The following is a 25,488-nucleotide window of genomic DNA, read 5'->3' on the forward strand; positions in this document are numbered from 1 at the left end:
AAGATAAGCTGACTGTGATTTGTGATAATTAGGATGCTTGTATTTACTGATCAATGATTACAGATAACTGAGAACTGTTGTTATCTTTGTCGCTTTAACAGAAAAACATGAATTAGTATGATCTCTATTAACAATCTTACGGTTGAATTTGGTGGCTTTACCCTTTTTAAGCAAGTAAGTTTTATTGTAAATACTCGTGACCGAATTGGATTGGTTGGGAAGAATGGTGCAGGAAAATCAACTTTGCTAAAAATATTTGCCGGTTTTCAGGCACCTACAACAGGAACTGTATCATTACCAAATGAGATTAAAATAGGATACTTACCTCAGCAGGTAAATCATATCGACGGTAATACTGTGATGGAAGAGGCCTTATCTGCTTTTGAAGAGGTGTTAGGTTTAGAAAAGGAAATTGCAGCAATTAATTCGGAAATTGCCGAACGAACCGATTACGAATCGGAAGAGTACATGAAGCTGATAGAGCGGCTTACTGATAAAAACGACCGCTACCATATGATGGGTGGTGAAAATATCGAGGCCGAAGCTGAACGTACTTTACTTGGATTGGGATTTTTAAGAAGTGATTTTATTCGACAGACTACAGAATTTAGCGGAGGATGGAGAATGCGCGTAGAATTGGCCAAAATCTTGCTGCGTCGTCCACATGTTTTCCTTCTCGATGAGCCAACGAATCATTTGGATATTGAATCAATTCAGTGGCTGGAGGATTTTTTGAAAACTTATCCGGGAGCCGTAGTATTGGTGTCTCATGACCGGGCATTTTTGGATAATATTACCAATAGAACCGTAGAAATTTCTGTTGGTAAAATATACGATTACAAAGTTCCCTATTCACAATATGTTGTTCTGCACGCAGAGCGTCGCGAACAGCAAATGAAAGCCTACATTAATCAGCAAAAACAAATAAAAGATACTGAAGACTTTATTGAGCGTTTTCGATATAAGGCAACAAAATCGGTTCAGGTTCAGTCCCGTATCAAGCAATTGGATAAAATTGACCGTATCGAAATTGATGAGGAGGATAGTTCGAAACTAAGCCTGAAATTTCCACCGGCACCACGATCGGGCGATTTGGTTTGTGAGGTGAAAAATTTGAGTAAGACATATGGTGATCATTTGGTTTTAAATGAACTCGAATTTGTAATTGAAAGAGGAGAGAAACTTGCTTTTGTGGGTAAGAATGGAGAAGGGAAATCAACACTGGTAAAAGTCTTGATGGGCGAACTCGAGCATACGGGAACATGTAAGTTGGGACACAATGTGAAGATTGGCTATTTTGCTCAAAATCAGGCTCAGATGCTAAATGAAAACAAATCGGTATTCGAAACTATTGATGATGTTGCTGTTGGAGATGTCCGTACTAAGATTCGTGATATTTTGGGTGCTTTCATGTTTCGGGGCGAGGATATTGATAAAAAAGTGAAGGTTTTATCGGGAGGAGAGCGTTCCCGTTTGGCGATGATTCGCTTGCTTTTGGAACCAGTGAACCTCCTTGTACTCGATGAGCCTACCAACCATTTGGATATGAGATCGAAAGATGTTTTAAAAGAAGCATTGAATCAATTTGATGGTACGGTAATCGTAGTTTCTCACGATCGTGAATTTTTAAATGGTTTGTCATCAAAAGTGTACGAGTTTACCAATAAAAAGATAAAGGAACATTTGGGTGGAATTTATGATTTTCTGCAGACCAAGAAGATGGATTCCTTAAAGGAATTGGAAGTGAAGAAAGCTGTTTCTGTAGTTCAGGCAGATGTTGCGCCTTCTGATAATAAGTTGAATTATTTGGAGCGGAAAGAGATGAATAAGAAGATCTCTAAAATGGAAAGAGCTGTTTCAAATTCAGAAGATAATATAGCACGATTTGAAGAGCAAATAGCACAGATGGAAGAGTTACTTGCAAATCCTGAAAATATGCAGGATCAGTCTCTTTTTTCGAAATATGAAAAAGCCAAAAAAGATCTTGAAAAAGAAATGTCTGATTGGGAGAATTTAAATGAAGAATTAGAGCAGCTAATTGCCGAAAAAGGGGAATAGTAAATTTTAAAGTTCGAAGTGTTGATTTTTAGATAATTACTATCTTGGAACAAAAATGATGACCTCACTTTCTGCAAAGCCAACCTTACGCAATGAAAGAATTCAATCTCTCGATATCCTTCGGGGATTTGCTCTTTTAGGAATTTTGTTGATAAATATTCAGTTGTTTGGGCTTCCCAATGCCTCTTTTTCCAACCCATCAGTAATGGGAGAGTTGTCTGCATCCGATTATATATTCTATTATTTCGTGAATGTATTTGGTGAATTGAAGTTTATGACCATCTTCTCCATTTTATTTGGAGCGGGTATTGTTTTGTTTATTAACCGGCTAAATGACAAGGGATTTGATGGTTCAAAATTTCACATTCGACGCATGATGTGGTTGCTGCTGTTTGGAATGCTGCATGCTTATTTAATTTGGTTTGGAGATATTTTGGTTGCTTATGCCATTGTGGGTTTGATCGCTGTTCTGCTTCGAAAGTTGAAAGATAGATGGAAAATAATTCTGTGCGCACTACTATATCTAATCCCTATGGGATTTTATTACTTGGTAGGGAGCTCCATTGAAAGTATGTCACCCGAAATGGCTAAAGAGGCTATGGCAGATTTTAGCCCTGCACCAAACCTGTTGGCAGCTGAAATAGATTTGTATCGAATAGGAAGTTGGTTTGATATTTTCGTGAAAAGAGCTCAGTTGAATATGAATTATCAGGTAGGCTCATTTTTTATGCTGTCATTATGGAGAACAACCGGAGTCATGCTGCTGGGAATGGTATTGCTGAACAATGAAGTTTTGGCCGCGAAAAAATCGAAACTATTTTATTTACTGATGGCTATTCTGGGAATTGGCATAGGTACTTTCTTTGCCAATGAAGGATTTCATCGCATTGTTGAAACTAAATGGGAGGTAATTCATTTCTTTAAATATGGCTATCAGTTCAATTATTTTGGCAGTTTATTTTCCTCATTGGGCTATATTGGTTTGATCATTCTGATTTATCAATTGAAAATTTTGCGTTTTTTAACAAAAGGTTTTGAAGCAGTTGGTCGAATGGCTTTTACGAACTACCTTTGTCAATCCATAATTTGTTCCATTATTTTTTATAGTTATGGTTTTGGAATGTTTGCACGTTACTCAAGAATAGAATTACTGATTTGGGTTTTGTTAATCTGGACTTTTCAATTGATTTCTTCCATTATTTGGTTGAAATATTATAAAATGGGACCATTTGAATGGTTGTGGCGATATCTGATATATAAGGAGAAGCCACAATTATTAATGAATGTAAAACACCAATAAGCAAATTAATCGATGGCTAAACAAAGACAAGAGATGTTGTTCGGAATCAGAGCAACAATGGAAGCAATAAAAAGTGAAAAGGAAATTGAAAAGGTATTGATCAAAACGGGATTAGCAGGTCCTTTGTTTCAAGAATTATTCGATTTAATCCGCGAAAAGGGAGTTGAATATCAATTTGTTCCTGTTGAGAAGTTGAATTCTTTGGATCAGCATAACAATCAGGGAGTTATTGCTTTAATTGTTCCAATTCCTTATCAGGAAATAGAAGAAATTGTACCTGAACTTTTTGCTCAGGGTAAAACACCTCTTTTATTGCTTTTAGATGAAATTACAGATGTGCGGAACTTTGGTGCGATTGCCCGTTCTGCTGAATGTGCTGGTGTACATGCCATTGTAATTCCTTTTAAGAATTCAGCAAAGATTACTCCTGATTCTATAAAAACATCCGCCGGAGCTTTGTATAACATACCTGTTTGCAGGGTTCAAAATTTAAAGACGCTTGCCCGTTATCTGAAGAAAGAAGGAATTCGAATTATCGCAGCAACCGAAAAGGCTGAAAAAGTTTATACTGAAGGTGATTTTACATTAGCAACAGCTATTGTTATGGGATCGGAAGATGTTGGTATTGAGGATGCTTTGCTTCGCTTGGCTGACGAACAGGTTAAAATTCCAATTACCGGATCAATCCAATCATTGAATGTATCTGTTGCAGCATCCTTAATGGTATACGAGGCAGTGAGACAAAGAAGTTAGTCTTCTAAAAGAACATAGATTTGAACGCAGAAATTTAATTTCTGCGTTTTTTGTTATTGGTTAACAATAATAATCAAGAGAAGATTTAAATCGTTTTTTAATAAAGTTTTATTGAGGAAAATAAATTCTGACCTCGAATAGTCAGTCTGTCTTAAAAAAGAATTACCCGAATCAAACGAATTTGATCGGGTAATTATCTATAGTAATCTTAGGGTTAGAATGCAGTTTGATTCTGACTTCTGAATATTGTCTATCTCCTCTGTCTCCCTGTGTGTTTCAGATTCAGCTCCGCTAATTTGCTAAAATTAATTTTGGATTGCAAACCTTTTCGAAGATTCTTTTGAAGAAAGACTTGTTTTTTTACGCATCACTTTAGCATACAATTAAACCTTATAAACAAAAGCATTAATATTCATACCAGCACCAACAGAAGCAAAAACAACATAATCACCTTCATTTAATTTATGATCGTCTAATTTATCTTTGGCAATTTGATCGTAAAGAATTGGTACAGTTGCGACTGAATTGTTTCCCATTTCTTTAATAATCATTGGCATTATATCCTTTGGAATATTTTTTTCCTGATACAAACGGAAGAGTCTTTTAGCAATGGCTTCATCCATTTTTTCGTTGGCCTGATGAATAAGAATTCTTTTAATATCCTTAATTCCCAAACCGGCCTTATCAATACTTTCCTTTACTACGCCCGGAACATTTGTGATGGCATACTCGTAAATTTTACGTCCGTACATTTTAATGAAAAGACTATTGCTGTTTCCTTCAAAATCGGCATTGTCCGAAATGTCAGCACGCAAAAAGAAAGCCTCATTAATCGTGTCAGTTCTCATGGCATGAGATAATATTCCCGATGCTTCTTCTGCTTCACATGCTTCCAATATTGCAGCACCGGCGCCATCAGAATAAATCATGCTATCTCTGTCGTGCGGATCACAAACTCTTGACAAAGTTTCTGATCCAATAACCATTACCCGTTGCGCATCGCCCGATTTGATATAATAATCAGCTTGAATCATACCTTGAATCCAACCCGGACATCCAAATAAAATATCGTAAGCTATCGTTTTAGGATTCTCAATTTGAAGAAGATTTTTCACTTTTGCAGCTAAACAAGGCAACTGATTTGTCAGCGTAGAGTTTGGTTTAACATCTCCAAAATTGTGGGCAACGATTATATAGTCTAAACTTTCTTTATCTATTTTAGATGATTCTAAAGCATCTTTTGCTGCTAAATAAGCAAGATCAGAGTTTTGTTGATCATCAGAGGCATATTTTCTCTCCGTTATACCGGTAATATCTTTAAACTTTTCTATTATTATTTCGGGAGATGTTTCAATTTTCTGTCCGTTTGGTTCGAAAAATTCATGATTTAAAAAATGCTCATTTTTAATTTGAACTGTCGGGATATAACTACCTGACCCAACAATTTTCGAAAATCTTTTGGTACTCATTGTTATTGTTTTTGTTTCAAATAATTAAATGTGCACTTATTTTTAGGTGCACAAAATTTTCTTAAGAGACAATTTTTTGGTGTCCGAAAGATTTGTGTTTATTGATAAGTTGAAAGGTCAACTTACAGTTAGGTATACGTAGCTAAGGTAGATATTTATTTTAAATTTGGTGTTTTTTAAACGAAATTTAGGTGTTCTATTGCAATTTCACCAATCATAAAAGAAATAGGTAATACCTAACTAAAATAGTTTGAATATGTGTAATGCAAAGGGATTGACTAGTTTACTAATTTCTCTTTTAGGTTTTTATCTGCTGGTTTGTTACAAAGCCATATGCCAAATAGGGCTTGTTTGAATGACAACCCTTGAATAGATTGTTTTAATTTACCGTTTTTATATACTAAAGTTCCGTCTGCAGGCGAGTATATAAATTCAAAAACGTCTTTTTTCTCAATACCTCCCAGAAAAACAGAGATAAAATCATCAATTTCCTGTTTAATATTTTCCATTTCACCATTTGTAGCATTCTTAAAGCCATCTCTGGTGGCTTTTTCCATTTTTTCTGATGTAATTAATCCGGATATAATTTCCAAGCGGATTCCCATACTCTCATCTGCGGTGATAATTTTTCCAGCATCATTCATATCTTTTGAAAGATACAGACCCATTGCGTACATGTCCATCCAAAGTTTAACACGAGTTCCTGCACCTTTTAATTGCAATGAGTGCTCCTTAATAATCAGTTCGTTTGGTAGTTCAATCCCGCCAATTCTTGTTTGAGAAAAACCGTAAAAGCTTGAGAGTAAAAGAAAAAGAGTAAGTAGTTTTTTCATCTTTTTTAAGTGATTAGGTTGATGTCTGATGTAATTTTCATTAACTGAATATCAGTTTAGCGTAACACAGGTAAAAGGTAGCAAATATATTTACTAAATAATTAAGCCACAGTGGGTATTGACGCTTATTGGATTTTAAATCTCCGTTTACAATATAAATAAAAGTAAAGAACACTCCAAAAGCCCACATGAGTAAAAAAGGCCAGTTAAAACTTGAAACATCATGTGTTTTGTAGGTTTGTACTACCTGAGGTATTACGCCAATGCTTAAAATAATATTCCCAAACCAACCTAATGATTCAAAGAAATTCAATTTTGGTAATGTTGTTTTCATTCTTAATTTGCTAATTTTTGAAAATCATCTCCAGTTGGATTTTGGAATACTCTTAAATTAAATTCCGGAACAATTGCTAATATATGATCGAAAATATCAGCTTGAATGGCCTCGTAATTTGCCCATTCCTGGTCGTTTGAGAATACGTATATTTCTAAGGGTAATCCTTTTTCTGATACTTGTAACTGGCGCACAAGGAATGTCATATCATTATGAATTTTGGGGTGTTCCTGAAGATAAGCTTCAATATATTTTCGGAAGGTACCAACATTGGTCAGTCTTCTTTGATTCACAGGAATTTCACCTTCTGGATTGTTTGCCCGGATTTCATTCTTTTTTTCAATCAGATAATCCTTTAGCAAACGAATTTTTTCAAATTTTTCGATTTCTTCTTCACTTAAAAAATGAATCGATTTTACATCCAGATTTAGATGGCGTTTTATTCTTCGGCCACCTGATTCTTCCATTCCTTTCCAATTGTTGAACGATTCAGAAACCAAAGCGTATGTTGGAATGGTACTAATGGTCTTGTCCCAGTTTTGAACTTTAACAGTGTTTAAGCTGATATCTATAACAGTTCCGTCGGCTCCTTTTGATGGCATTGATATCCAATCGCCAATGTTTACCATCTTGTTGGCAGACAGTTGAATAGAAGCAACAAATCCGAGTATTGTATCTTTAAATATTAATAGAATAACAGCAGCAAAAGCTCCCATTCCAGCAAGAATTGTTAGTGGATCTTTATGAATAAACAGAGCTACAATGGAAATAATTCCCATTGAGTAAAAGAAGATTTTCACAATCTGCAGGAAACCTTTAATTGGTCTGGTTTTACTAATGGGGAGTGTATTGTAAATATCATTTCCAGCATTCAAAAATGTGTCAATCAGCATGATTGCCAATATCACCATATACACATATGAACTATTTTGGATGAAATTATTTAAGCCTTGATGATCAAGCATTCCTGCACTAAAATATATGATTGCGGCGGGAGCAAAATGTGCTATTTTATTGAATACTTTTCGTTCCAAAAGAATATCATCCCAATTTGTTTTCGTTTTTCGAACCAATTTGGTGATGATTGTGATTAAGACTTTTTTTGCAATAACATCACATATCCATGCAATGAAAATAACAATAATGATTGCGATGACTGATTGTAGTATTATTGCCCAATATTCGGTTATTCCTTCGTTGATCAACCAATTTTTTAATTGAACGCCCAAAAGTTCTTTCATGAAGTAAAAAGTTATAAATTAAAAATCTAAGATATCTATTCCTTGCAGGAAAAGAAAAGTGTATTCATTATAATTTGTAAATTTAGGCTCTAAATGCAAAAACAACTATTATGACGACAAAATCTTTACTGGTATTTGTACTAATTGCAATCTCTTCGGTTTGTTACGGACAAAATATTTTTGATAAATATTTTGAAAGTAAGACTCTGAGGATTGATTATATGATGGGTGGTGATGCCAATTCTCAAACTATTTTTCTGAAAGAATTGAAAGAAGAGCCTAATTGGGGAGGAAGTAAAATCAATTTAATTGATCAGTTTGGATATGGAACATTCCGTTTTAAACTTTTTGATGTGGAGTCCGGAGAATTAATTTATTCAAAGGGTTTTAACTCTTTGTTTCAGGAATGGCAGTCAACAGCCGAAGCAAAAGAATTAAAAAGAGCATTTTATCAGGTAAACGTAATGCCTTATCCTAAAAAAACAGCACTATTTGTGTTGGAATCCAGAAACTGGGATGGCAGTATGGAGAAAATATGGGAATATAAGATTGACCCGACTAATTATTTTATTGGTAAAGAAAAGCCCGGGAGTGTTTCATTTACAAAGATTATGGGAGATGGAGATCCTGCGGAAAGTGTAGATATTGCTTTTATAGCGGAAGGGTATACTGCTGATGAAATGGAAAAATTTAGGGCGGATGCCAAACGTGTAGCAGGTTATTTGCTTGATGTACCTCCATTTAACAGATATGCAGACCGATTTAATATATATGCTTTAGAAGCCGTTTCCGAAGATTCAGGAACTGATATTCCGGGCGAAAATATCTATAAAAACACTGCTGTAAATACTACTTTTTATACTTTCGATGTCGATCGTTACCTAACAACTTTTGATATTAAATCCATACATGATATTTCTGCAAATGTTCCTTACGATCAGATATTTGTGTTGATTAATACTGATAAGTACGGTGGAGGTGGATTCTACAATTATTATTCAAGTTGCTCGGCCGATAATGCATTGTCCTACGAGGTGTCGAGTCATGAATTTGGTCATGGGTTTGCCGGTTTGGGAGATGAATATTATTCCTCGGAAGTGGCATACGAAGATTTTTATAATCTGGAAATTGAACCTTGGGAGCCAAATATTACCACTCTGGTTAATTTTGAGTCGAAATGGAAAAATATGCTCGATGATTCGATTCCGGTTCCTACACCGCGAACGAAAGATTTTATTGATAATTTAGGCGTGTTTGAAGGTGGAGGTTATATGGCCAAAGGGATTTATTCTCCCATGCAGGATTGTAAAATGAAATCGAATAAAATGAAGCATTTTTGCCCGGTTTGTGAGAAAGCTGTTGAAAAGGTGATCCTGTTTCATATCGGGAAATAAATGATGTTAAGACCTCATAATAAGAAAATAAAAAAAAATGCGTTCCGGTTTGGAGCGCATTTTTTGTAAAAGGCTTGGTTTATTTCTCAGCCTCTTGTTTTTTCGCTAGTCCGTAGAATACTAACAGAGCAAGTCCACCAAATAAGAAGATCATTGAAAAGTAAGATACTTCTTCATTTAAACCAGTGTAAGCATCTAAAATGTTTCCTATTAGAATTCCAATTGCGAGACCAATTAGAAGAACGCCGTATTTTAAGCTTTCTAAAGTACTGCACTTTTTGTCTCCGACTAAAAGGCTCATATCCATGCCTTTTTCAATTAATGCCTTTCTTTCTTTGTGACGATGAACTAAAAATATGATCAAAGGAACGATTCCGAATGACGAAATGATTGCTATTACTGCAGTTATATCCATGATTAAAGTTTTTAAGATTAAACTATTATTATATTGATTATGAACGAAAATTAAAGCTTGATTTTTGCATTCAACTTTATGACGCCACCTCTTTCAAACAGGTTACAAATATTTTAAGATATTTTTAACGCTTACAATTATTTCATTAAAAATCATTGTCTTAACTTGCTATTAATGAATTGCAAAAAAAAATATTGAATTTATAGAATAAGCTGTAACCGATTTTAGATTCTTTGCGTCTAAGTTGTAGATGGTTCAATAAAAAGGGAAAAAAGAAGTGAATCAACGCAACATTATGAAGCGAAACGATGTCTTTTTAGTTGGTGACCTTGTTTTTCTAAATTGAAAGCACAATCTGTATATGAAGTTTCAAAAGGATAGCTATTATATAGCCAGAATTAGAGAAGGAGATCCCGGGGCATATGCTTTTCTTGTAAATAAATACAGGAAGATGACATTTAATGTTGCCTTACAATTGATGGGAAATCGTGAAGATGCCGAAGAAATTGCTCAAGATGCGTTTTTGAAAGCATATCAGGCCTTGGATAGCTATAAAGGAGATGCAAAATTTTCAACCTGGATATATCGAATTATTTATAATACAGCAATATCGCGATTAAGAAAGAAAAAATTAGATGTAAGTTCTATTGATGATGATTTTACAAGTTCGGTAAATGTTAAATCGACTCAATCAGCCTTGCAGGAAGTAAGAAATATAGAAAGGAAAAAATATCTTTCCGAAGCATTAAACAGGTTGCCTGCTGATGAAAGGTGTCTGATTACTCTGTTTTACCTGGAAGAAAATTCGGTAGATGAGGTTTGCTCTATTACCGGTTTAAGTGCTTCCAATGTTAAGGTGAAATTGCATCGTGCAAGAAAAAAGCTTTATAATCTGCTGGAGTTGGCTTTGCATGGTGAATTAAAAACGATATTATAGATATTCGAAAGAATATAAAATTAGACTACAATGAGCAAAAAAGAAGATATCTATAAAGATGATTTTATCAAAGAACTGATGAAGGATGTTGAGTTGGAGGATCCTTCTGCTCAATTTACGAATAGGGTTATGGATATGGTAATGCAGGATTGGCTTGCAAAACCAATTGAAATGAAGAAGCCTATTTCGAGAAATCAATGGATTTGGATAAGCGGACTTATTTTACTTGTTGTACTTATTCTTTTGGGGACTGATGTTAGAACCTTAATTCGTGCTGCTGAAAATCCATTTTTACATCAAATTGATGCTGTATTATTACAACCAATAAATCAGACCTTAATTAAGGTATTTGAGAGTTTAATTAAACTTCCGGTAATGGTTTACATTGTTGCTGTTTCTTTTGGAGGATTAGTGGCTTTCGATAGAATTGTTAATAAATTATTGCATCATTAATAGGAGAGCAAACACAGTCGGTATTGTATCGGCACTTCAGTAATATTTGATTTTTTTAATTGAAAAAACCGCACTTTTTAGTGCGGTTTTTGTATTTTCTAAAAAGGAAGATCATCTTCTTCCGGTGCAGGAGGAACGTCCTCTGCTCTAAATTCAGGCATTTCAGGAACCGGAGAACCAGCTTGTACTTTTTCAATTCTCCAGGCTTCAAGATTCGAAAAGTAGTTTACTTTTCCATCTTTTTCCCATTTACGGCCACGAACATTAAAAGAAACTTTAATTTCTTCGTACAAAGAAATTGTTTCCAATAAATCGCAGCGATCCTGTGTTAGTTGAAATTTAATAAAATCATTCCACTCAGAATTTCTTTCATTTTCAACTTCAATAACAAATTCTCTTTTTTTGAAACGATCGCTGATTGATTGAGTTTCCTCTTTCACGATCATCTTACCATTAATTTCAAAATTCATAATGTTCTATATATTTTGTATTATTCTTTTACGATTACAATTTTATCAATGCTGTCTCCTGCACGAATTGCATCAATCACCTCTAAGCCTTCAACCACTTTGCCAAAACAAGTATGCTGGCGATCTAAGTGGGAAGTGTTTTCGCGGCTATGGCAAATGAAAAATTGCGATCCACCAGTATTTCTTCCGGCATGAGCCATCGATAAAACGCCTCTGTCGTGATATTGATTTTCACCATTCAATTCACAATTGATTGAGTAACCTGGCCCGCCGGCACCTGTGCCATCCGGACAACCACCTTGAATCACAAAATTTGGAATAACCCGGTGAAAAGTCAGGCCATCGTAAAATCCAGATTCTGATAGATTAACAAAGTTCTCAACAGTTTTCGGAGCATCATTCTCAAAGAATTCCACTTTCATAATTCCCTTTTCGGTATGAATTTCTGCGTGCATCATTTTTATTTGTTTTAAATTATTTCAATTTTAGTATCAAAAGGAGAATTCCGACTCATTAATTCTCCTGCACGAGAATATTGAGAAGTAATTGTTTCCATTTGCAAAAGTCCGGTTTTTATAAAATAGAAGGATGTGCTTTGTTAAGACACTGGTTATAAGTGCATTTATATAAAATTAATCCATTCTTCTAAAAACAAGATTTTAAATTTACAACAATGCAATTGCAGTTGCAAAAGAATGCAAATCTAAAAAAAGATTCTTTGTCAAAAAAGAAAAAAGAACCCCTTCTGGAAAACTCCAAAAGGGGTGATTGTTTCTAAATTAATTGTCCTGATTAAAAGGAGTAATCAATTATTTTTTTTCTTCGTCTTTTACGATATCCAACAATTCAACTTCGAAAATTAAAGTTTCGTTTGCTTTGATATCAGCTCCCATTGCACGTGGACCGTAAGCAAGGTTCGAAGGAATAAATAATTCCCATTTAGAACCTACAGGCATTAATTGTAATGCTTCAGTCCATCCTTTAATTACACGGTTAGCAGCAAATGTAGCTGGTTCGTTTCTTTTATAAGAAGAGTCAAATTCATTACCGTCAATAGTCGTTCCTTTGTAGTGAACTGAAACTTTATCAGTAGCAAGAGGTTTAGGACCGTCTCCTTCGTTGATAATACGGTATTGTAAACCACTTGCAGTAACAACAACACCTTCTTTTGATTTGTTTTCTTCTAAGAATTTTTGACCTTTAGCTAAGTTTTCAGCACCAATTTTTTCCTGAAGACCTTTGATGTAGTTGTTGATAACTGCATTTCCTTTTTGAGGATCAATTACCAATGAATCTTTGTCAAGAGAAGCATACAATGCAGCCAAAAGAACTTCTTCGTTCAAATTAGTAAGTCCGTTACGCTCAAGGTTAGTACCAAAACTAGCACCTAAACTATAACTAACAGAGTCAAGTTCGTTGTTTAGAGCAACACTTTTATTTCTTTTTTGATTACAGGAAGCCAATGTTATTAGTCCAAGACCTAGTACAATAGATAATACTTTTAGTTTCATTTTTTTGGATTGTTATGGTTATTAATATAATTATACGATTTCAAGTAATTCAACTTCGAAAATTAAAGTTGTGTGCGGGCCGATAAGGTTTCCAGCACCCTGTGCACCATAAGCTAAGTCCGAAGGAACATATAGTTTCCATTTTGAACCTAAAGGCATTAGTTGCAGAGCTTCGACCCAACCTCTAATAACTCCATTTACCGGAAATACAGCAGGTTCACCTCTTTTTACAGAGCTATCGAAAACTGTTCCGTCAATTAAAGTTCCATGGTAGTGACATTTAACACTGTCAGTTCCTTTTGGAGTGTCTCCTTTTCCTTCTGTGATAATTTCGTATTGAAGTCCGCTTTCAAGGCTTACAACACCTTCTTTTTTAGAGTTCTCTTCTAAAAATTTTGTTCCTGCTTCAACCGCTTTTCCAGCTTGTTCTTCCTGCAGTTTACCAAAAAATTCCTGAAGAATTCCATTGGCCTCTTCCGGAGATAGTTCCGGCATTTTTCCATTAAATGCAGCATCCAAAGCTTCCATAAATGGCTCAACACTAATTGTTTTAACTCCTGAAGTTATTAAATTACTTGCGATGCTTAATCCAAGGCAATAACTTACCTTATCTTGTTCTTCTGTGTACTTCATTCGGGTATTGTATATTTAATTATAATAATTCAATTTTATTTATGATCAGCAAGATCATAAGAATCGTCTAAGGTAAAACTTTTCTCTCAGAATATCGAAAATCAACTTGTAATTAACCTTTTTTTGCATTTAACTTCCAATAAAAAAAGATCTTCATTCAATTATTTGGTTTTGTGTTGATGCATAACTTCTTTGCCCGCAGCATTTGTCGTTTACCGGGTGGGCCAGGCAGACGTTTTACCTCAAATCCTGCACCTCTCAGAGCTTGTTTTATGATTCCTTTTGTAGAGTAGGTTGTTAAAACTGCATCTTCTTTCAGGTGATTGTGCAGCTTTTCAAAAATATCCTGAGTCCATAAATCGGGCTGAATATCAGGAGCAAAGGCATCAAAATAAATAAGATCATACGCAGCAGGGAAAATGAATTTTCTGAGATCGCCCTGCAGTTTGTTTAGTGTAAATGCTTTTGTGATTTCAACTTCCTGATTCCATGCTGTCTGATGCAGCTTAAAAAAAACGTCTCTGTCTGATCCTTCTATTTGATCGGTGTAATTCAGGCTTTGAATGTGTTCTTTTTTTATCGGATACAATTCTATTGAATGATAAATAACGGTTCTGTTTTGTTTTTCGGCTTCAATAAGAGTGAGGAAGCAGTTTAGTCCTGTTCCAAAACCAATTTCTAAGATGTGAATTGGATCCTGCGTGCAAAAATTGAATCCTGCATTTACATACACATGCATCGCTTCCTGAATAGCGCCATGAGTAGAATGATAATGCTCATTTAATTCAGGAACAAAGAGGGTATGAGAACCATCTTCAGTTATTTTAAGCTCTCTTTTTAAATTCTTCATTCTCGATTGGATTAATGATTGTAGAGGACTGGCGTAATCTGCTTGGAATTATTCTTATCCATAAACGTTTTAAAGGAATTGGAGACTTGTTTTCGGGATGTTTGTTCAGTAAAAAAAGGAACCACAAAAATAAAATACTTCCTTTTAATATGCTGCTAATGGTTAATCCCCACCAAACACCTGTCGCCGAAACAGACTCAGAAGATATCCAGTTCTGAAATTCAGGTAGATAATCAACTAAAGTGTAGCTCAATATATAGGCAAAGGGAATTCGCATCAGGTTCCCAATAATTCCAATTATTGCAGGTGGAACTGCCCGTCCAATTCCGTTAAAGGCTCCTGTTGCTGTAATTTCAACACACATAAATATCTGTGAAATACCAAGAATAAAAAGGTAAACCATGCCCATATGCACCACATTATTTTCACTGTTATTTATAAACAATCCGAAAATATGATCGCCTGCAAAAAGGAAGAGCAAAGTACTAATGAATCCTATAAAACCTGCGATTCCTAATGTGATGAAGAAACCTTTTTGAATGCGTCTCCATTTATTTGCTCCATAATTCTGACCTGTGAATGTGCCCAATGCAGTTGAGAAACCCGAGGCGGTCATCCAGGATAGTGCTTCTATTTGTGATCCTATCGATTGAACTGAAAAAGGAATGGGATTTCCATGAGAAATATTGTTAATCACCCTTGCTAAAATCATAGCGATAAAGGCAAAACAAGCTGATTGGAGGGCAACAGGACCTCCGATCTTTAGGATTGGGAGGAAGAATTCTTTTTGAATTTTCCCTAAATAGTTTTTGATTTGTAAAGGATTCTGCCTGATATACAAGTAGTATATAAATAGTAGAAAAACACTTAGCTGAGAAATTACGGTCGCGATTCCTGCACCTTCGGCACCCATACCTGGAATACTTCCCCAACCAAAAATAAGAATTGGATCGAGTATCATATTTATAATCAAGCCGGAGGCATTGATCCAAAATGAGGTTTTTGTATTGCCAACACCATTATAAATACCCGCCATAGTGATGTTGGAATAGGTAAATGGCATTCCAACGGCAATTATCCGAAGGTATTTTAAGGCCGTTCCGTTTACAAATTCACTTTTAATATTAAAAAGACCTACAATAGAGTCGGCAAATATCCATACTGATAAAGCAAATGCAATGGAGATAATAAAAGATAAACTGAACGCGTTTTTTGCAAATGATTGTGCCCGTTCAAGATTTTTACTTCCAATTGATTGTGAAATTCCAACTTCAGCACCAATTTTGGTGATAAAGAGGAGTGAAGAACCAAACCAAACCAGATAAAGAGCTATTCCAACAGCACTTACAGTTTCGCTTCCAACTTGCCCCAACCACGCCATATCCGTCATGTTGTATGCCATTTGCACAAATGAGGTGGCAATTATTGGGATAGCCAGTTTTATAATTTGAGGAAAAATTTTTCCTCTGGTAAGATCTTTAATTTGATTCACTTTACTTATTTTGGTTCTTACAGGAACGGGTTTGGTTGTATTTATTCCCTATTTTCGCAAAGTGTTGAATAGGGAATATGAATCGATTCGCTTTTTTAGGGCGTGTAAAAATACAAAAATTGAAACGATTATTTTTTAAATTGTTTCTGGATATTTGAATTGAAAATGGAAGAGGAATATCGCAAAATAATTCACGTTGATATGGATGCTTTTTTTGCCTCGGTAGAGCAGAAGGATAATCCCGAACTTCGAAACAAACCAATTGCGGTTGGTGGATCCGGAGACAGGGGAGTTGTTGCTGCTGCCAGTTACGAAGCGAGAAAATTCGGTGTGCGTTCTGCAATGCCTTCTTCTATCGCGAAAAGGAGATGCCCTAATTTGATTTTTGTAAAGGGCAGGCATGACCGATACAAAGAAGTTTCGAAGCAAATTATGAGTATTTTTCATGAATTCACCGATTTGGTAGAGCCTCTTTCTATTGATGAAGCTTTTTTAGATGTTACTCACAACAAGAAAAATCTGCCTTCTGCGAGTCTGATTGCCAAAGAGATTAAGGAAAGAATTAAGGAGGTGACCGGTTTAACTGCTTCGGCAGGAATATCAGTAAATAAGTTTTTGGCTAAAATTGCTTCCGATTATCAAAAACCAGACGGTTTATTTGTTATTCCTCCCAAAGATGTTGAGCAGTTTATTGAGCAATTATCAATTGATAAATTTTTTGGAGTTGGAAAGGTTACTGCTGATAAAATGCATCAGTTGGGTATATTCAGGGGCAAAGATTTAAAGGAGAGAAGTCTGGCCGAATTAACCCGTACGTTTGGAAAAGCCGGAGTTTACTACTTTCAGATAGCACAAGGGATTGATAACCGTCCGGTGAATCCCAACCGGGTTCGTAAATCGGTGAGTACTGAGCATACATTTTATACGGATTTATCGAATAAAGATTTGATCAGAAAAGACATGATTGCAACTGCAGAAGATTTACTGCGCCGATTAAAAAAGAGTGGTTTTAGAGGAAGGACTTTAAGTTTAAAAGTGAAATACAGCAGCTTTGAACAGGTAACAAGAAGTAAAACCATTCTGCAGGAATTGAATCGGTTGGATCAAATTCTTAATCTGGCAAATGAATTGTTAAACCAAATTGAACTGAAAGAAAGCATTCGATTGCTGGGTTTAACTGTTTCCAATCAAATCAATTTTTCTGAACCTCAGCAATTAACCTTGGATTTTTGATTAATTCAGATTTATATAATATAGAAATCAAGCTATTTTTATAATTTTACATTCCCTTAAAAAAGGACAAGGGTGTGTTTAATCTCTCTTTCATCTATTTTCACATGAAAAGTACATGACAAAGGTGTTTTGACACACAGGGGGATGATTATTGGTTCATGGTAAGTTCTCCCGAAACAAGTTCGGGACAGGCTATATGGCAAAAACATACAATTATAATCATATGAAATTATATTTTAATAACTCAATTAGGATACTATTCTTACTGCTGATTTTTTCAGGTTGTTCTGTAAGCAGTAAGATAAATAAGCCTGATCATCAACAGAATTACACGATTGATTCGGTGATGGATTCTTATTCGCAGAGGGATACTGCTTTTGTGCATGTTATCGAAAGCTATAAATCTCAGCTCGACGGAGAGATGAATACAGTTATTTCTGTTTGTGATGAAGAAATGATTGCCGGCAAACCAGAGAGTAAATTGTCTGATTATATTGCCGATGCAATGCTTGCCATTGGGAAAGAATTCTGTGTTGAAAATCAATTGTCTCACTCTGTTGATTTGGCGATTATGAATCAGGGGGGAATTCGCACAGGAATGCCTAAAGGGGAAATAACAACGGGGCGAATTTTTGAAATGCTGCCTTTTAAAAATAAATTAGTGATTGTTGGAATGAAAGGGGACGATTTAATGAAACTTTTGAATCAGGTTGCCGGGTTTGGAGGCGAAGGTATTAGTGGTGTAAAAATGGGAATTAAGGATAAGCAGGCGGTTGATGTTCTTGTTAATGGAGCGCCGGTTGATTTGGAAAAAACATATCACATTTTATCAATAGATTATTTGGTGAATGGTGGCGGCGGACTGTCTGCATTTGAGACAAGGGAAACGTTCAGACATTTGCACCTTAAATTAAGATCGGAAATGATCAAATACATTAGCCGGGATTATCAAAATGGAAAACATATTTCGGCAGAACTGGACGGGAGGATTTACCATGAGGAATAGAAGGGATTTTTTGAAAAATATAGGTGTGGCGGGATTGTTTTTGGGAACAGGTATTCTTCCCAAAAGTGCTTCTGCTGCTAAAAAAGAATTACAGAAAATCACGGTTCTTCATACCAACGATTTGCACAGCCGTATTGAACCTTTTCCAAAGGGCGACCCTGAATTTGGTGGTTTGGGAGGTTTTGCAAGAATTCACGCTTTGGTTCAAAAAATCAGAAAGGAAGAGGAATTGGTTTTGTTGCTGGATGCAGGAGATGTATTTCAAGGCACACCTTATTTTAATTTCTTTAAAGGGGAAGCCGAATTTAAATTAATGTCGAAAATGCGTTATGATGCCGGAACACTTGGGAACCATGAGTTTGACAATGGTATTGAAGGAATTGCCGGTCAGTTGAAACACCTTAATTTTCCACTGCTGAATGCTAATTATGATTTTTCAGAAACAGAATTGGAAGGAAAGATACCTGAGTATAAAATATTCGATAAAGGAGGTTTGAAGATTGGTGTTTTTGGATTGGGGGTAGATTTAGACGGTTATGTTGAGCCTAAAAACAGAGGTTCTGTTTCCTATGTTGATCCTGTTGATGTTACTGAGAAAATGGTGGGTATCTTAAAGGATGAAAATGCATGCGATTTGGTTATTTGTCTTTCGCATTTAGGATTGAGAAATGATTTTGGGAGTGATTGTGATCTCGATTTAGCGAAGCGTACCAGAGGTGTTGATTTAATTGTAGGAGGACATACGCATACCTTATTGGAAACTCCGGAACGGGTTCTGAATTTGGATGGTGAAGAGGTTCTTGTCAATCAGGTTGGATGGGCAGGAATTGCTTTGGGAAGAATTGATTTTTACATCGATAAGAAAAATAAAACCAAATTAGCATCTTCAAAACTTCTTTCGGTTAATGAAGAATTAGTTTAATTGATATAATAATTGCAGCAAACTCAGGTTAATAACTTGTTGCTAAAGTTCGTTTACATTGAAAAATTCCAAGTTTAAATTAGACAAATCGAATTGGGCCTCGGTAGAAGGCTGGCTTTCAATAATTGGGAATATATTGCTTTTTGGATTAAAATACTGGGCTGGTTTGGCGACAGGTTCCATTGCAATTATTGCAGATGCATGGCATACCTTGTCGGACAGCTTAAGTTCTGTAATTGTAATTGTTGGTGCTAAGATTTCGAAGAAGCCTGCGGATGAGGATCATCCTTTTGGGCACGGACGAGCTGATTTAATAAGTGCCTTTATTATTGGAATCTTACTTCTCCTGGTGGCGTTCGATTTTATCATTGAATCCTATCATACCCTGCAAAGCCGGGAGTCATCGGAATTCGGAAGCATTGCTGTTGTTGTAATGATTGTGTCGGTTGTAACAAAGGAATTGTTGGCTCAATTTGCCTATTTCGGAGCAAAGAAAACCAATTCCAAAGTGTTAAAAGCTGATGCATGGCATCATAGAAGTGATGCAATATCTTCTTTGGTTATTTTGGTTGGAATATTTTTGGGTCCTTATTTTTGGTGGATCGACGGAGCTTTGGGAATGATAGTTGCCATACTAATTGGTCATGCCGCGTATGAAATTATTAGTGATTCCATTCACTCCTTATTGGGAGAGAGTCCCTCCGATACAATCATTCAGGAACTAAAAATGACCATTGAAGAAGTTAGTCCGGGTAATTTGGAACCTCATCATTTTCATCTTCATGTTTATGGGGATCATACAGAATTAACCTTTCACATATTGCTTCCGCAGGATATGCCAATAAAACAGGCTCACGATATTGCAACAGTACTGGAAGAATCCATTCTCGAAAAATATGGTTACGTTTCAACCATCCACATTGAACCGCATACACAGATTAATTGAATTGGGGTATTTGTGTCAAGCCATATTTGAATAATGAGTGAACCACGGACGGCGAAAAAAAAACGGTCTAATGCCGATATCTAATTTGTCAGCCGTTAAAAGCAAAGCTTAGAGATGGATACTGCAAATTAAAAACCGGTATTACGCCCCGAAAGGGCTGTTTAAACAACAATCACCTTCCTTGCAATCCAATCACCTCCTTTAGTAAATCACGCTCTTTTTTTAAATCTTCAATCTCCTTTTTCAAATTCTCAATTTCAGCGTCGCGCAATGTATTACCAGAGTCAACAGGATTTTCGATTCCAATTTCGTTGGCTAAATAGCGGAATACATTTAAATCGAGAGCCTCGCAAATAGTCCATAAGCGCCGTATTTGCATGCCTGGATTTTTGAGCATAAAAAGCACCGACGAATGATTCATTTGCAACTGGCGGGCCAACTCTGTATTGCTAATGTATTTCTCTTTCATTCGATTAACGATATAATCGTTAAGGTTTACGGGCATTTCATATTTCTTTTTAGTCATCTTGTTTTATGCTGTTTTTGGTGGCAATGCCATAGGATATTGATGCAGTTATATTTATAAAAGACGAAAGTTACAATAAGAAATATAGAATGTCAATATGGTACCGGAATTAAACCTGATATTTTATTGGTATTTACAACTGATTGAGGAGTAAAAATTTCATAAAGAATGATTATAATCTTAATTATTTTGAAAAATTAAATGTTTTTATGGTTATTTTATGTATTTCTGGTGCTAATTTATTGATAACAGTATTTTTTATAGTAAATACCATTGATAAATTTATAAAATCAGATTGGAAATTAATAATGTATGAGTCTTAATTATGGATGTATTGTAGGAAATTAATAAAATAAGATGAATAAATCATAATATACGAAATGAAATACATCATAAACATAGTGTAAATCAGATTAACACGAGAGAAACTACGTATTAACTTAGTTTAACTCTAATCTGAGTTCTTATTTCGGATTATTAATTGGCAGATTGCTTTGACTCAGAGCTTTTTTGTTCTTTCTCAAGAAGAAAACTGCTGCAATTGTATCACCAATTGCGAACACAGCACTATGCACAGCATACTATCTGTTTTATTCATTTAAGAGTGAATTGATCTCTACCTGCAAATAACTGAATGATTTCCGTCGAAATAGACTGCTTGTTTTCCTGTCATTGTTTCAGTAAAGTTTCAAAAGAATTTCAGTTCATTTTAAATTAACCTTTAGTTGTTTTGCCGACTGATGGGTTTGTGATGAAAGTTAGGATGTTTCCCTCCCGTTAAAACACAGTATCATCTTTTAATTGTCAATTGGTGAGTAGTTTATGCTTGTTTTATTTTGATTATTTCCTGCGAATCTGATTTGCTGTTTCCATGTTGTTTTTCATACAGATACATTTCAATATTTAAAATAAAGTTTACCCTAAGCTTATCATTAGGCAGCATGTGTTCCTGTACTTTGAGCCAGATAAAAAGCTTGAATATTCACAAATACATATGACGATATGAAAATTAGAACCACCTTAATTTTAGCCTTAGTGTTAGTCTTGTCAGGATTACGGGCACAGGAAGTTGCCAGTTTAAATTCTGATGATGTGACGGTATGGCCGGCATCAAATAAAAACGGGAATGATTTTTCAGAATCAACACCCGACGAACAATTCACATTTACTTACTACAGTCCTGATGAGGAAAAACTTTCCTTGCCGGTAAGGGCATCTGTGGAAAGTACCTGGGGGACAGAAATTGCTCAGTATTATGCACTGTTCGAGAGTGTTTACATGTATGAGGAACAGCCGGTAGCGGGAGACCCTAATGTGGTTTTGAGGATCAGAAAACCCCGCATTTATAAAAGTATAAAGGGAATTGAAAATTACCTGAGAAAAGAATTAAAAAAGGAGACTTGCTCTATGTCGAGTGCAAGTCAGCAAATAAAGCAGATACTGAAAATTGGCATCGCGGCTATAAGCGAAGATAGCGAATGGTTTGAGAAACAACTAAAGAAACAGAAAAGCAAAAATGAAGAGATTGCTCTTTATAATAAAATTGTATTAATCAATATCTAATTTGACATTTAATCGAAATGAAAAAAATTACTTTACTACTTCTGATTTTTACGAATGTACTGATCGTAAATGCTCAGATAAAATTGTCGGGTCGGGTTAACGATCAGCAAGGCAATTCGTTGCCGGGCGTTAATGTTGTGCTGAAAGGGACAGTAAAGGGAACGGTTACTTCTCTTGATGGTAATTACAGTATCGAAGTAAAATCTGATGATGTTCTGGTATTTTCGTTTATGGGATTTGCTACGAAAGAAGAGCCTGTTAACGGACGTACGCTGATTAATGTAGTGCTTGGCGAAGATGTGCAGCAACTGAATGAGGTTGTAGCTACAGCAATAGGTATTAAACAGCAAAAGAAAAAAATTGGATACGCTACAGAAAAAATTGTTGATGATGTAATTGTTCAGGCGAAAAGTTTGAATTTGGGAGGTGCTTTAACCGGGCAGGTTGCAGGATTAACGGTAACCAATCCAACAGGTATTTTTCAATCTCCTGATTTTCAGCTTCGGGGTAAAAAACCTCTGATTGTATTGGATGGAATTCCGGTTGAGACAGATTTTTTTGACATTCCTACTGAAAATATTGAAAGCATAAACGTATTGAAAGGAACTTCGGCTTCTGCTCTTTACGGAAGCAGAGGAAAAAATGGAGCTATACTTTTGACTTCTAAAAAAGGGACATCAAAAGAATTGCAAACAACAGTTTCAACAACCTTGATGGTGTCAGCAGGATATGCTGCTTTTCCTGATCCGCAGCATGAGTACGGCAGTGGCTCTAACGGACAATATGAATTTTGGGATGGAGCTGATGGTGGTATCTCTGATGGAGATATGACCTGGGGACCTAAATTTGAACCGGGAAAAATGATTGCTCAATGGAACAGTCCGATACGCGATAAAGTAACCGGTGAAACAATTGAATGGTATGGCGGGGTTAAAAACACTAAATATGATGATCGGTCACGTTATCAGAGAGTCCCAACTCCATGGATTCAGCACAACAATTTAAAGAACTTTTTGAGTACCGGAATTATTTCGAATACCGATATGTCAATCAGCATGAAAACAGATCGTGGACAATTTATGATGACCGGTAAGTATGCTTATCAGAAAGGTCAGGTTCCCAGTTCCCGTGTTAACAGCGGCGGTTTAAATTTTAATGGAAGTTATAAATTGACTGAAGATCTTACCCTGGAAGGTGGTTTGTCTTACTCTAAGGTATATTCTCCAAACTATCCACGATACGGATACGGACCTAAAAATCACATGTACACAGTTTTAGTCTGGATGAGTGACGATGTGGATGGTGAGGCTTTAAAAAATCACTTTTGGATACCGGGACAAGAAGGATATCAGCAGGCAAATTACAATTATGCGTGGTACAATAATCCATATTTTGCTTCCAGCGAATTAAAGCAGGCTCACGACAGAAATGTGATATCGGGTCAGGTGAAACTGCGTTGGGATATTCTTCCAAATCTTTCAATACAAGGGCGGGGTGCTGTTCGAATGAAGGATTTGTTTGAGAACATGCAAAGTCCTAAATCGTATATGAATTACGGCGATTCCCGTGAGGGTGATTACAAGACCTGGAATAGCGAGCAGACTAATTTCGATACCGATGTATTGCTTACTTATACAGCTAATATCTCCGATGATCTTAATTTAACAGTGAATGGAGGAGCTTCTTATTTTTACAGAAAATATCAGCAGGAATATGCGGCTACCGATGGATTAATTGTACCGGGAATTTACAATATGGGGAATTCTCAGGGGCCCGTTATGGCTACTAACTATTTAGAGGAAAAAGCGACATCGAGTGTGTATGCTACGGCAACTCTGGATGTTTTTAAATCGTGGTTTTTAACACTAACAGGTCGTAACGATAAGTCGTCAACCATGCCTACTCAAAACAACTCTTATTTTTATCCATCAGTTGCTTTGAGTACTATGGTTTCCGATTATCTTCCAATGCCAAAATACGTTGATTATCTTAAAGTGTATGGTTCATGGGCACAGGTATCCAGTGATTTGGATCCTTATCAGATAGAGTCAACCTATTCCAATAACGGGACATTTGGGATGAGTCCGAAAATCAGCTATCCGGCAGGAATTGTGAATTCAAATATAAAACCTGAAAAATCAACTTCAACAGAGTTTGGCTTGTCAACTTCATTTTTCAAAAATCGTTTGGGTCTTGAAGGAACTTATTACAAGGTGATTGATGAAAATCAGATTATACAACTGCCTTTATCCAAAGCTTCCGGATTTTCCAGTCGTTATGTAAATGGAAACGAGTATGAAACAAAAGGTTTGGAGCTTGCGCTTTCGGCTAAATTAATTAACAAGGCTTTTAAATGGAATGTAAGAACCAATTGGAGCTTTAATAAAAAGACGCTCACAAAAATTTACGGAGGAGAAGAAAAATATAACGATCTGCGGGTTGGCGACAGAGCCGATGATATGTGGGGAACACAATGGCAAAAAACTGATGACGGGCGGTTGATTATTGATCCCAACACCGGATTGACTATAAAAGACAGTGAAAAAGGATATTTGGGGCATTCAGATCCTAATGCCCGCTTCGGATTTCAGAATACATTTAACTACAAAAAATTCACTCTTAATGTCGATTTCGATGGAGTAATTGGTGGTGTGATGTCATCCAAAACCATTCAGAAATTATGGTGGGGAGGACGCCATCCCGAATCTACAACTGGCAGAGATGCTGAGTATGCAGCCGGAAAAGCAGTGTATGTTCCTAAAGGTGTTAATGTTCTTGCTAATGGAGATATCGTAGAAAACACGACTGCAGTCAGCTGGCAAACCTGGAGTCAGAATTATCCATACCGTGCAAATGTAACCGAAGATGAAAACAAGAAATTTGCCAATGTTTTTGATCGTTCCTATGTGAAACTTCGCAAGGTCGCTCTTACTTATAATTTTGATAATAACAATAAGGTGAGGCTGCTGAATGGGGCTGCTATTACTCTGTTTGCAAATAATGTGGCGGTTCTGAAAAATATTCCGCTTGTAGATCCTGATTTTAAAACAGGGAACGACGACGATTTGCAGGATCCATCAGCACGTTACATTGGTGTAACAACAAAATTCACTTTTTAATAAACATCCAAAGTGTCCAAAAAGATAATA

At 35.9% G+C, this 25,488-nt stretch carries 24 protein-coding genes; 12 read left to right on the forward strand and 12 right to left on the reverse strand.

Annotated features, from left to right (window positions below; translation table 11 throughout):
* Positions 1-117 precede the first annotated feature (117 nt).
* Genes ACHZAX_RS02420 through rlmB form a run of 3 tightly spaced genes read left to right on the forward strand, consistent with a single transcriptional unit; the run spans position 118 to position 4,111 of the window.
* Complete coding sequence (locus ACHZAX_RS02420; protein WP_320017877.1) at positions 118-2,058, forward strand: ABC-F family ATP-binding cassette domain-containing protein; 1,941 nt, start codon at positions 118-120, stop codon at positions 2,056-2,058.
* Between the two features lie 55 nt (positions 2,059-2,113).
* Complete coding sequence (locus tag ACHZAX_RS02425; protein ID WP_320017878.1) at positions 2,114-3,358, forward strand: DUF418 domain-containing protein; 1,245 nt, start codon at positions 2,114-2,116, stop codon at positions 3,356-3,358.
* A 12-nt stretch (positions 3,359-3,370) separates the two neighbouring features.
* On the forward strand, positions 3,371-4,111 hold the full coding sequence (gene rlmB, locus ACHZAX_RS02430; RefSeq protein WP_101310819.1) for a 23S rRNA (guanosine(2251)-2'-O)-methyltransferase RlmB: 741 nt from the start codon (positions 3,371-3,373) through the stop codon (positions 4,109-4,111).
* Between the two features lie 383 nt (positions 4,112-4,494).
* On the opposite strand, the gene ACHZAX_RS02435 is transcribed toward rlmB, so the two are convergent.
* From ACHZAX_RS02435 to ACHZAX_RS02450, 4 genes are all read right to left on the reverse strand, one after another.
* Complete coding sequence (locus ACHZAX_RS02435; protein WP_320017879.1) at positions 4,495-5,580, reverse strand: 3-oxoacyl-ACP synthase III family protein; 1,086 nt, start codon at positions 5,578-5,580, stop codon at positions 4,495-4,497.
* 278 nt (positions 5,581-5,858) lie between these two features.
* On the reverse strand, positions 5,859-6,413 hold the full coding sequence (locus ACHZAX_RS02440; RefSeq protein WP_320017880.1) for a chalcone isomerase family protein: 555 nt from the start codon (positions 6,411-6,413) through the stop codon (positions 5,859-5,861).
* A 40-nt stretch (positions 6,414-6,453) separates the two neighbouring features.
* On the reverse strand, positions 6,454-6,747 hold the full coding sequence (locus ACHZAX_RS02445) for a PQ-loop repeat-containing protein (RefSeq protein ID WP_101310816.1): 294 nt from the start codon (positions 6,745-6,747) through the stop codon (positions 6,454-6,456).
* 2 nt (positions 6,748-6,749) lie between these two features.
* On the reverse strand, positions 6,750-7,988 hold the full coding sequence (locus tag ACHZAX_RS02450; RefSeq protein ID WP_101310815.1) for a mechanosensitive ion channel family protein: 1,239 nt from the start codon (positions 7,986-7,988) through the stop codon (positions 6,750-6,752).
* 110 nt (positions 7,989-8,098) lie between these two features.
* Here ACHZAX_RS02450 and ACHZAX_RS02455 point away from each other — a divergent pair, with 110 nt between their 5' ends.
* On the forward strand, positions 8,099-9,382 hold the full coding sequence (locus ACHZAX_RS02455) for a M64 family metallopeptidase (protein ID WP_320017881.1): 1,284 nt from the start codon (positions 8,099-8,101) through the stop codon (positions 9,380-9,382).
* A 79-nt stretch (positions 9,383-9,461) separates the two neighbouring features.
* Here ACHZAX_RS02455 and ACHZAX_RS02460 read toward each other — a convergent pair whose 3' ends face one another.
* Positions 9,462-9,797: a DUF6249 domain-containing protein gene (locus ACHZAX_RS02460; RefSeq protein WP_101310813.1), complete on the reverse strand. Its 336-nt coding sequence runs from the start codon at positions 9,795-9,797 to the stop codon at positions 9,462-9,464.
* A 361-nt stretch (positions 9,798-10,158) separates the two neighbouring features.
* Here ACHZAX_RS02460 and ACHZAX_RS02465 point away from each other — a divergent pair, with 361 nt between their 5' ends.
* A complete protein-coding gene (locus ACHZAX_RS02465) occupies positions 10,159-10,734 on the forward strand; it encodes an RNA polymerase sigma factor (RefSeq protein WP_101310812.1) in 576 nt (191 codons plus the stop codon).
* 30 nt (positions 10,735-10,764) lie between these two features.
* Positions 10,765-11,187, forward strand: coding sequence for a hypothetical protein (locus ACHZAX_RS02470; RefSeq protein ID WP_320017882.1), 423 nt, complete (start codon positions 10,765-10,767; stop codon positions 11,185-11,187).
* 98 nt (positions 11,188-11,285) lie between these two features.
* Here the strand turns inward: ACHZAX_RS02470 and ACHZAX_RS02475 are convergent, their stop codons facing one another.
* From ACHZAX_RS02475 to ACHZAX_RS02500, 6 genes are all read right to left on the reverse strand, one after another.
* On the reverse strand, positions 11,286-11,657 hold the full coding sequence (locus tag ACHZAX_RS02475; RefSeq protein ID WP_101310810.1) for a DUF3127 domain-containing protein: 372 nt from the start codon (positions 11,655-11,657) through the stop codon (positions 11,286-11,288).
* A gap of 20 nt (positions 11,658-11,677) precedes the next feature.
* Positions 11,678-12,115 (reverse strand): peptidylprolyl isomerase, encoded by a 438-nt coding sequence (locus ACHZAX_RS02480; protein ID WP_101310809.1) that lies wholly within the window; start codon positions 12,113-12,115, stop codon positions 11,678-11,680.
* A gap of 351 nt (positions 12,116-12,466) precedes the next feature.
* The gene (locus ACHZAX_RS02485; protein ID WP_101310830.1) at positions 12,467-13,168 is read right to left on the reverse strand and encodes an FKBP-type peptidyl-prolyl cis-trans isomerase; all 702 of its coding nucleotides are present in this window, start codon (positions 13,166-13,168) and stop codon (positions 12,467-12,469) included.
* A 30-nt stretch (positions 13,169-13,198) separates the two neighbouring features.
* Complete coding sequence (locus ACHZAX_RS02490; protein WP_101310808.1) at positions 13,199-13,801, reverse strand: FKBP-type peptidyl-prolyl cis-trans isomerase; 603 nt, start codon at positions 13,799-13,801, stop codon at positions 13,199-13,201.
* A 157-nt stretch (positions 13,802-13,958) separates the two neighbouring features.
* Positions 13,959-14,651, reverse strand: coding sequence for a tRNA (5-methylaminomethyl-2-thiouridine)(34)-methyltransferase MnmC2 (gene mnmC2 / locus ACHZAX_RS02495; protein WP_320017883.1), 693 nt, complete (start codon positions 14,649-14,651; stop codon positions 13,959-13,961).
* Positions 14,626-16,143, reverse strand: coding sequence for an MATE family efflux transporter (locus tag ACHZAX_RS02500; protein WP_320017884.1), 1,518 nt, complete (start codon positions 16,141-16,143; stop codon positions 14,626-14,628). Before ACHZAX_RS02500 ends, mnmC2 begins: the two co-directional genes overlap by 26 nt.
* A gap of 165 nt (positions 16,144-16,308) precedes the next feature.
* Between ACHZAX_RS02500 and dinB the strand changes: the two genes are divergently transcribed.
* From dinB to ACHZAX_RS02520, 4 genes are all read left to right on the forward strand, one after another.
* Positions 16,309-17,376: a DNA polymerase IV gene (gene dinB / locus ACHZAX_RS02505; RefSeq protein WP_101310805.1), complete on the forward strand. Its 1,068-nt coding sequence runs from the start codon at positions 16,309-16,311 to the stop codon at positions 17,374-17,376.
* Positions 17,377-17,599: 223 nt separating this feature from the next.
* On the forward strand, positions 17,600-18,382 hold the full coding sequence (locus ACHZAX_RS02510) for a 5'-nucleotidase (protein ID WP_320017885.1): 783 nt from the start codon (positions 17,600-17,602) through the stop codon (positions 18,380-18,382).
* Positions 18,330-19,304, forward strand: coding sequence for a bifunctional metallophosphatase/5'-nucleotidase (locus ACHZAX_RS02515; protein WP_320017886.1), 975 nt, complete (start codon positions 18,330-18,332; stop codon positions 19,302-19,304). Before ACHZAX_RS02510 ends, ACHZAX_RS02515 begins: the two co-directional genes overlap by 53 nt.
* Positions 19,305-19,362: 58 nt before the next feature.
* Positions 19,363-20,250: a cation diffusion facilitator family transporter gene (locus ACHZAX_RS02520; protein WP_320017887.1), complete on the forward strand. Its 888-nt coding sequence runs from the start codon at positions 19,363-19,365 to the stop codon at positions 20,248-20,250.
* Between the two features lie 172 nt (positions 20,251-20,422).
* Here ACHZAX_RS02520 and ACHZAX_RS02525 read toward each other — a convergent pair whose 3' ends face one another.
* The gene (locus ACHZAX_RS02525) at positions 20,423-20,776 is read right to left on the reverse strand and encodes a helix-turn-helix domain-containing protein (RefSeq protein ID WP_320017888.1); all 354 of its coding nucleotides are present in this window, start codon (positions 20,774-20,776) and stop codon (positions 20,423-20,425) included.
* Between the two features lie 1,002 nt (positions 20,777-21,778).
* Between ACHZAX_RS02525 and ACHZAX_RS02530 the strand changes: the two genes are divergently transcribed.
* Both ACHZAX_RS02530 and ACHZAX_RS02535 read left to right on the forward strand, forming a co-directional pair.
* On the forward strand, positions 21,779-22,339 hold the full coding sequence (locus tag ACHZAX_RS02530; RefSeq protein ID WP_320017889.1) for a hypothetical protein: 561 nt from the start codon (positions 21,779-21,781) through the stop codon (positions 22,337-22,339).
* A gap of 17 nt (positions 22,340-22,356) precedes the next feature.
* On the forward strand, positions 22,357-25,458 hold the full coding sequence (locus ACHZAX_RS02535; RefSeq protein WP_320017890.1) for a SusC/RagA family TonB-linked outer membrane protein: 3,102 nt from the start codon (positions 22,357-22,359) through the stop codon (positions 25,456-25,458).
* Positions 25,459-25,488: the final 30 nt, after the last annotated feature.

The sequence above is a fragment of the Labilibaculum manganireducens genome (assembly GCF_963665805.2).
In the GTDB taxonomy this organism is placed as follows: Bacteria; Bacteroidota; Bacteroidia; order Bacteroidales; family Marinifilaceae; genus Labilibaculum; species Labilibaculum manganireducens.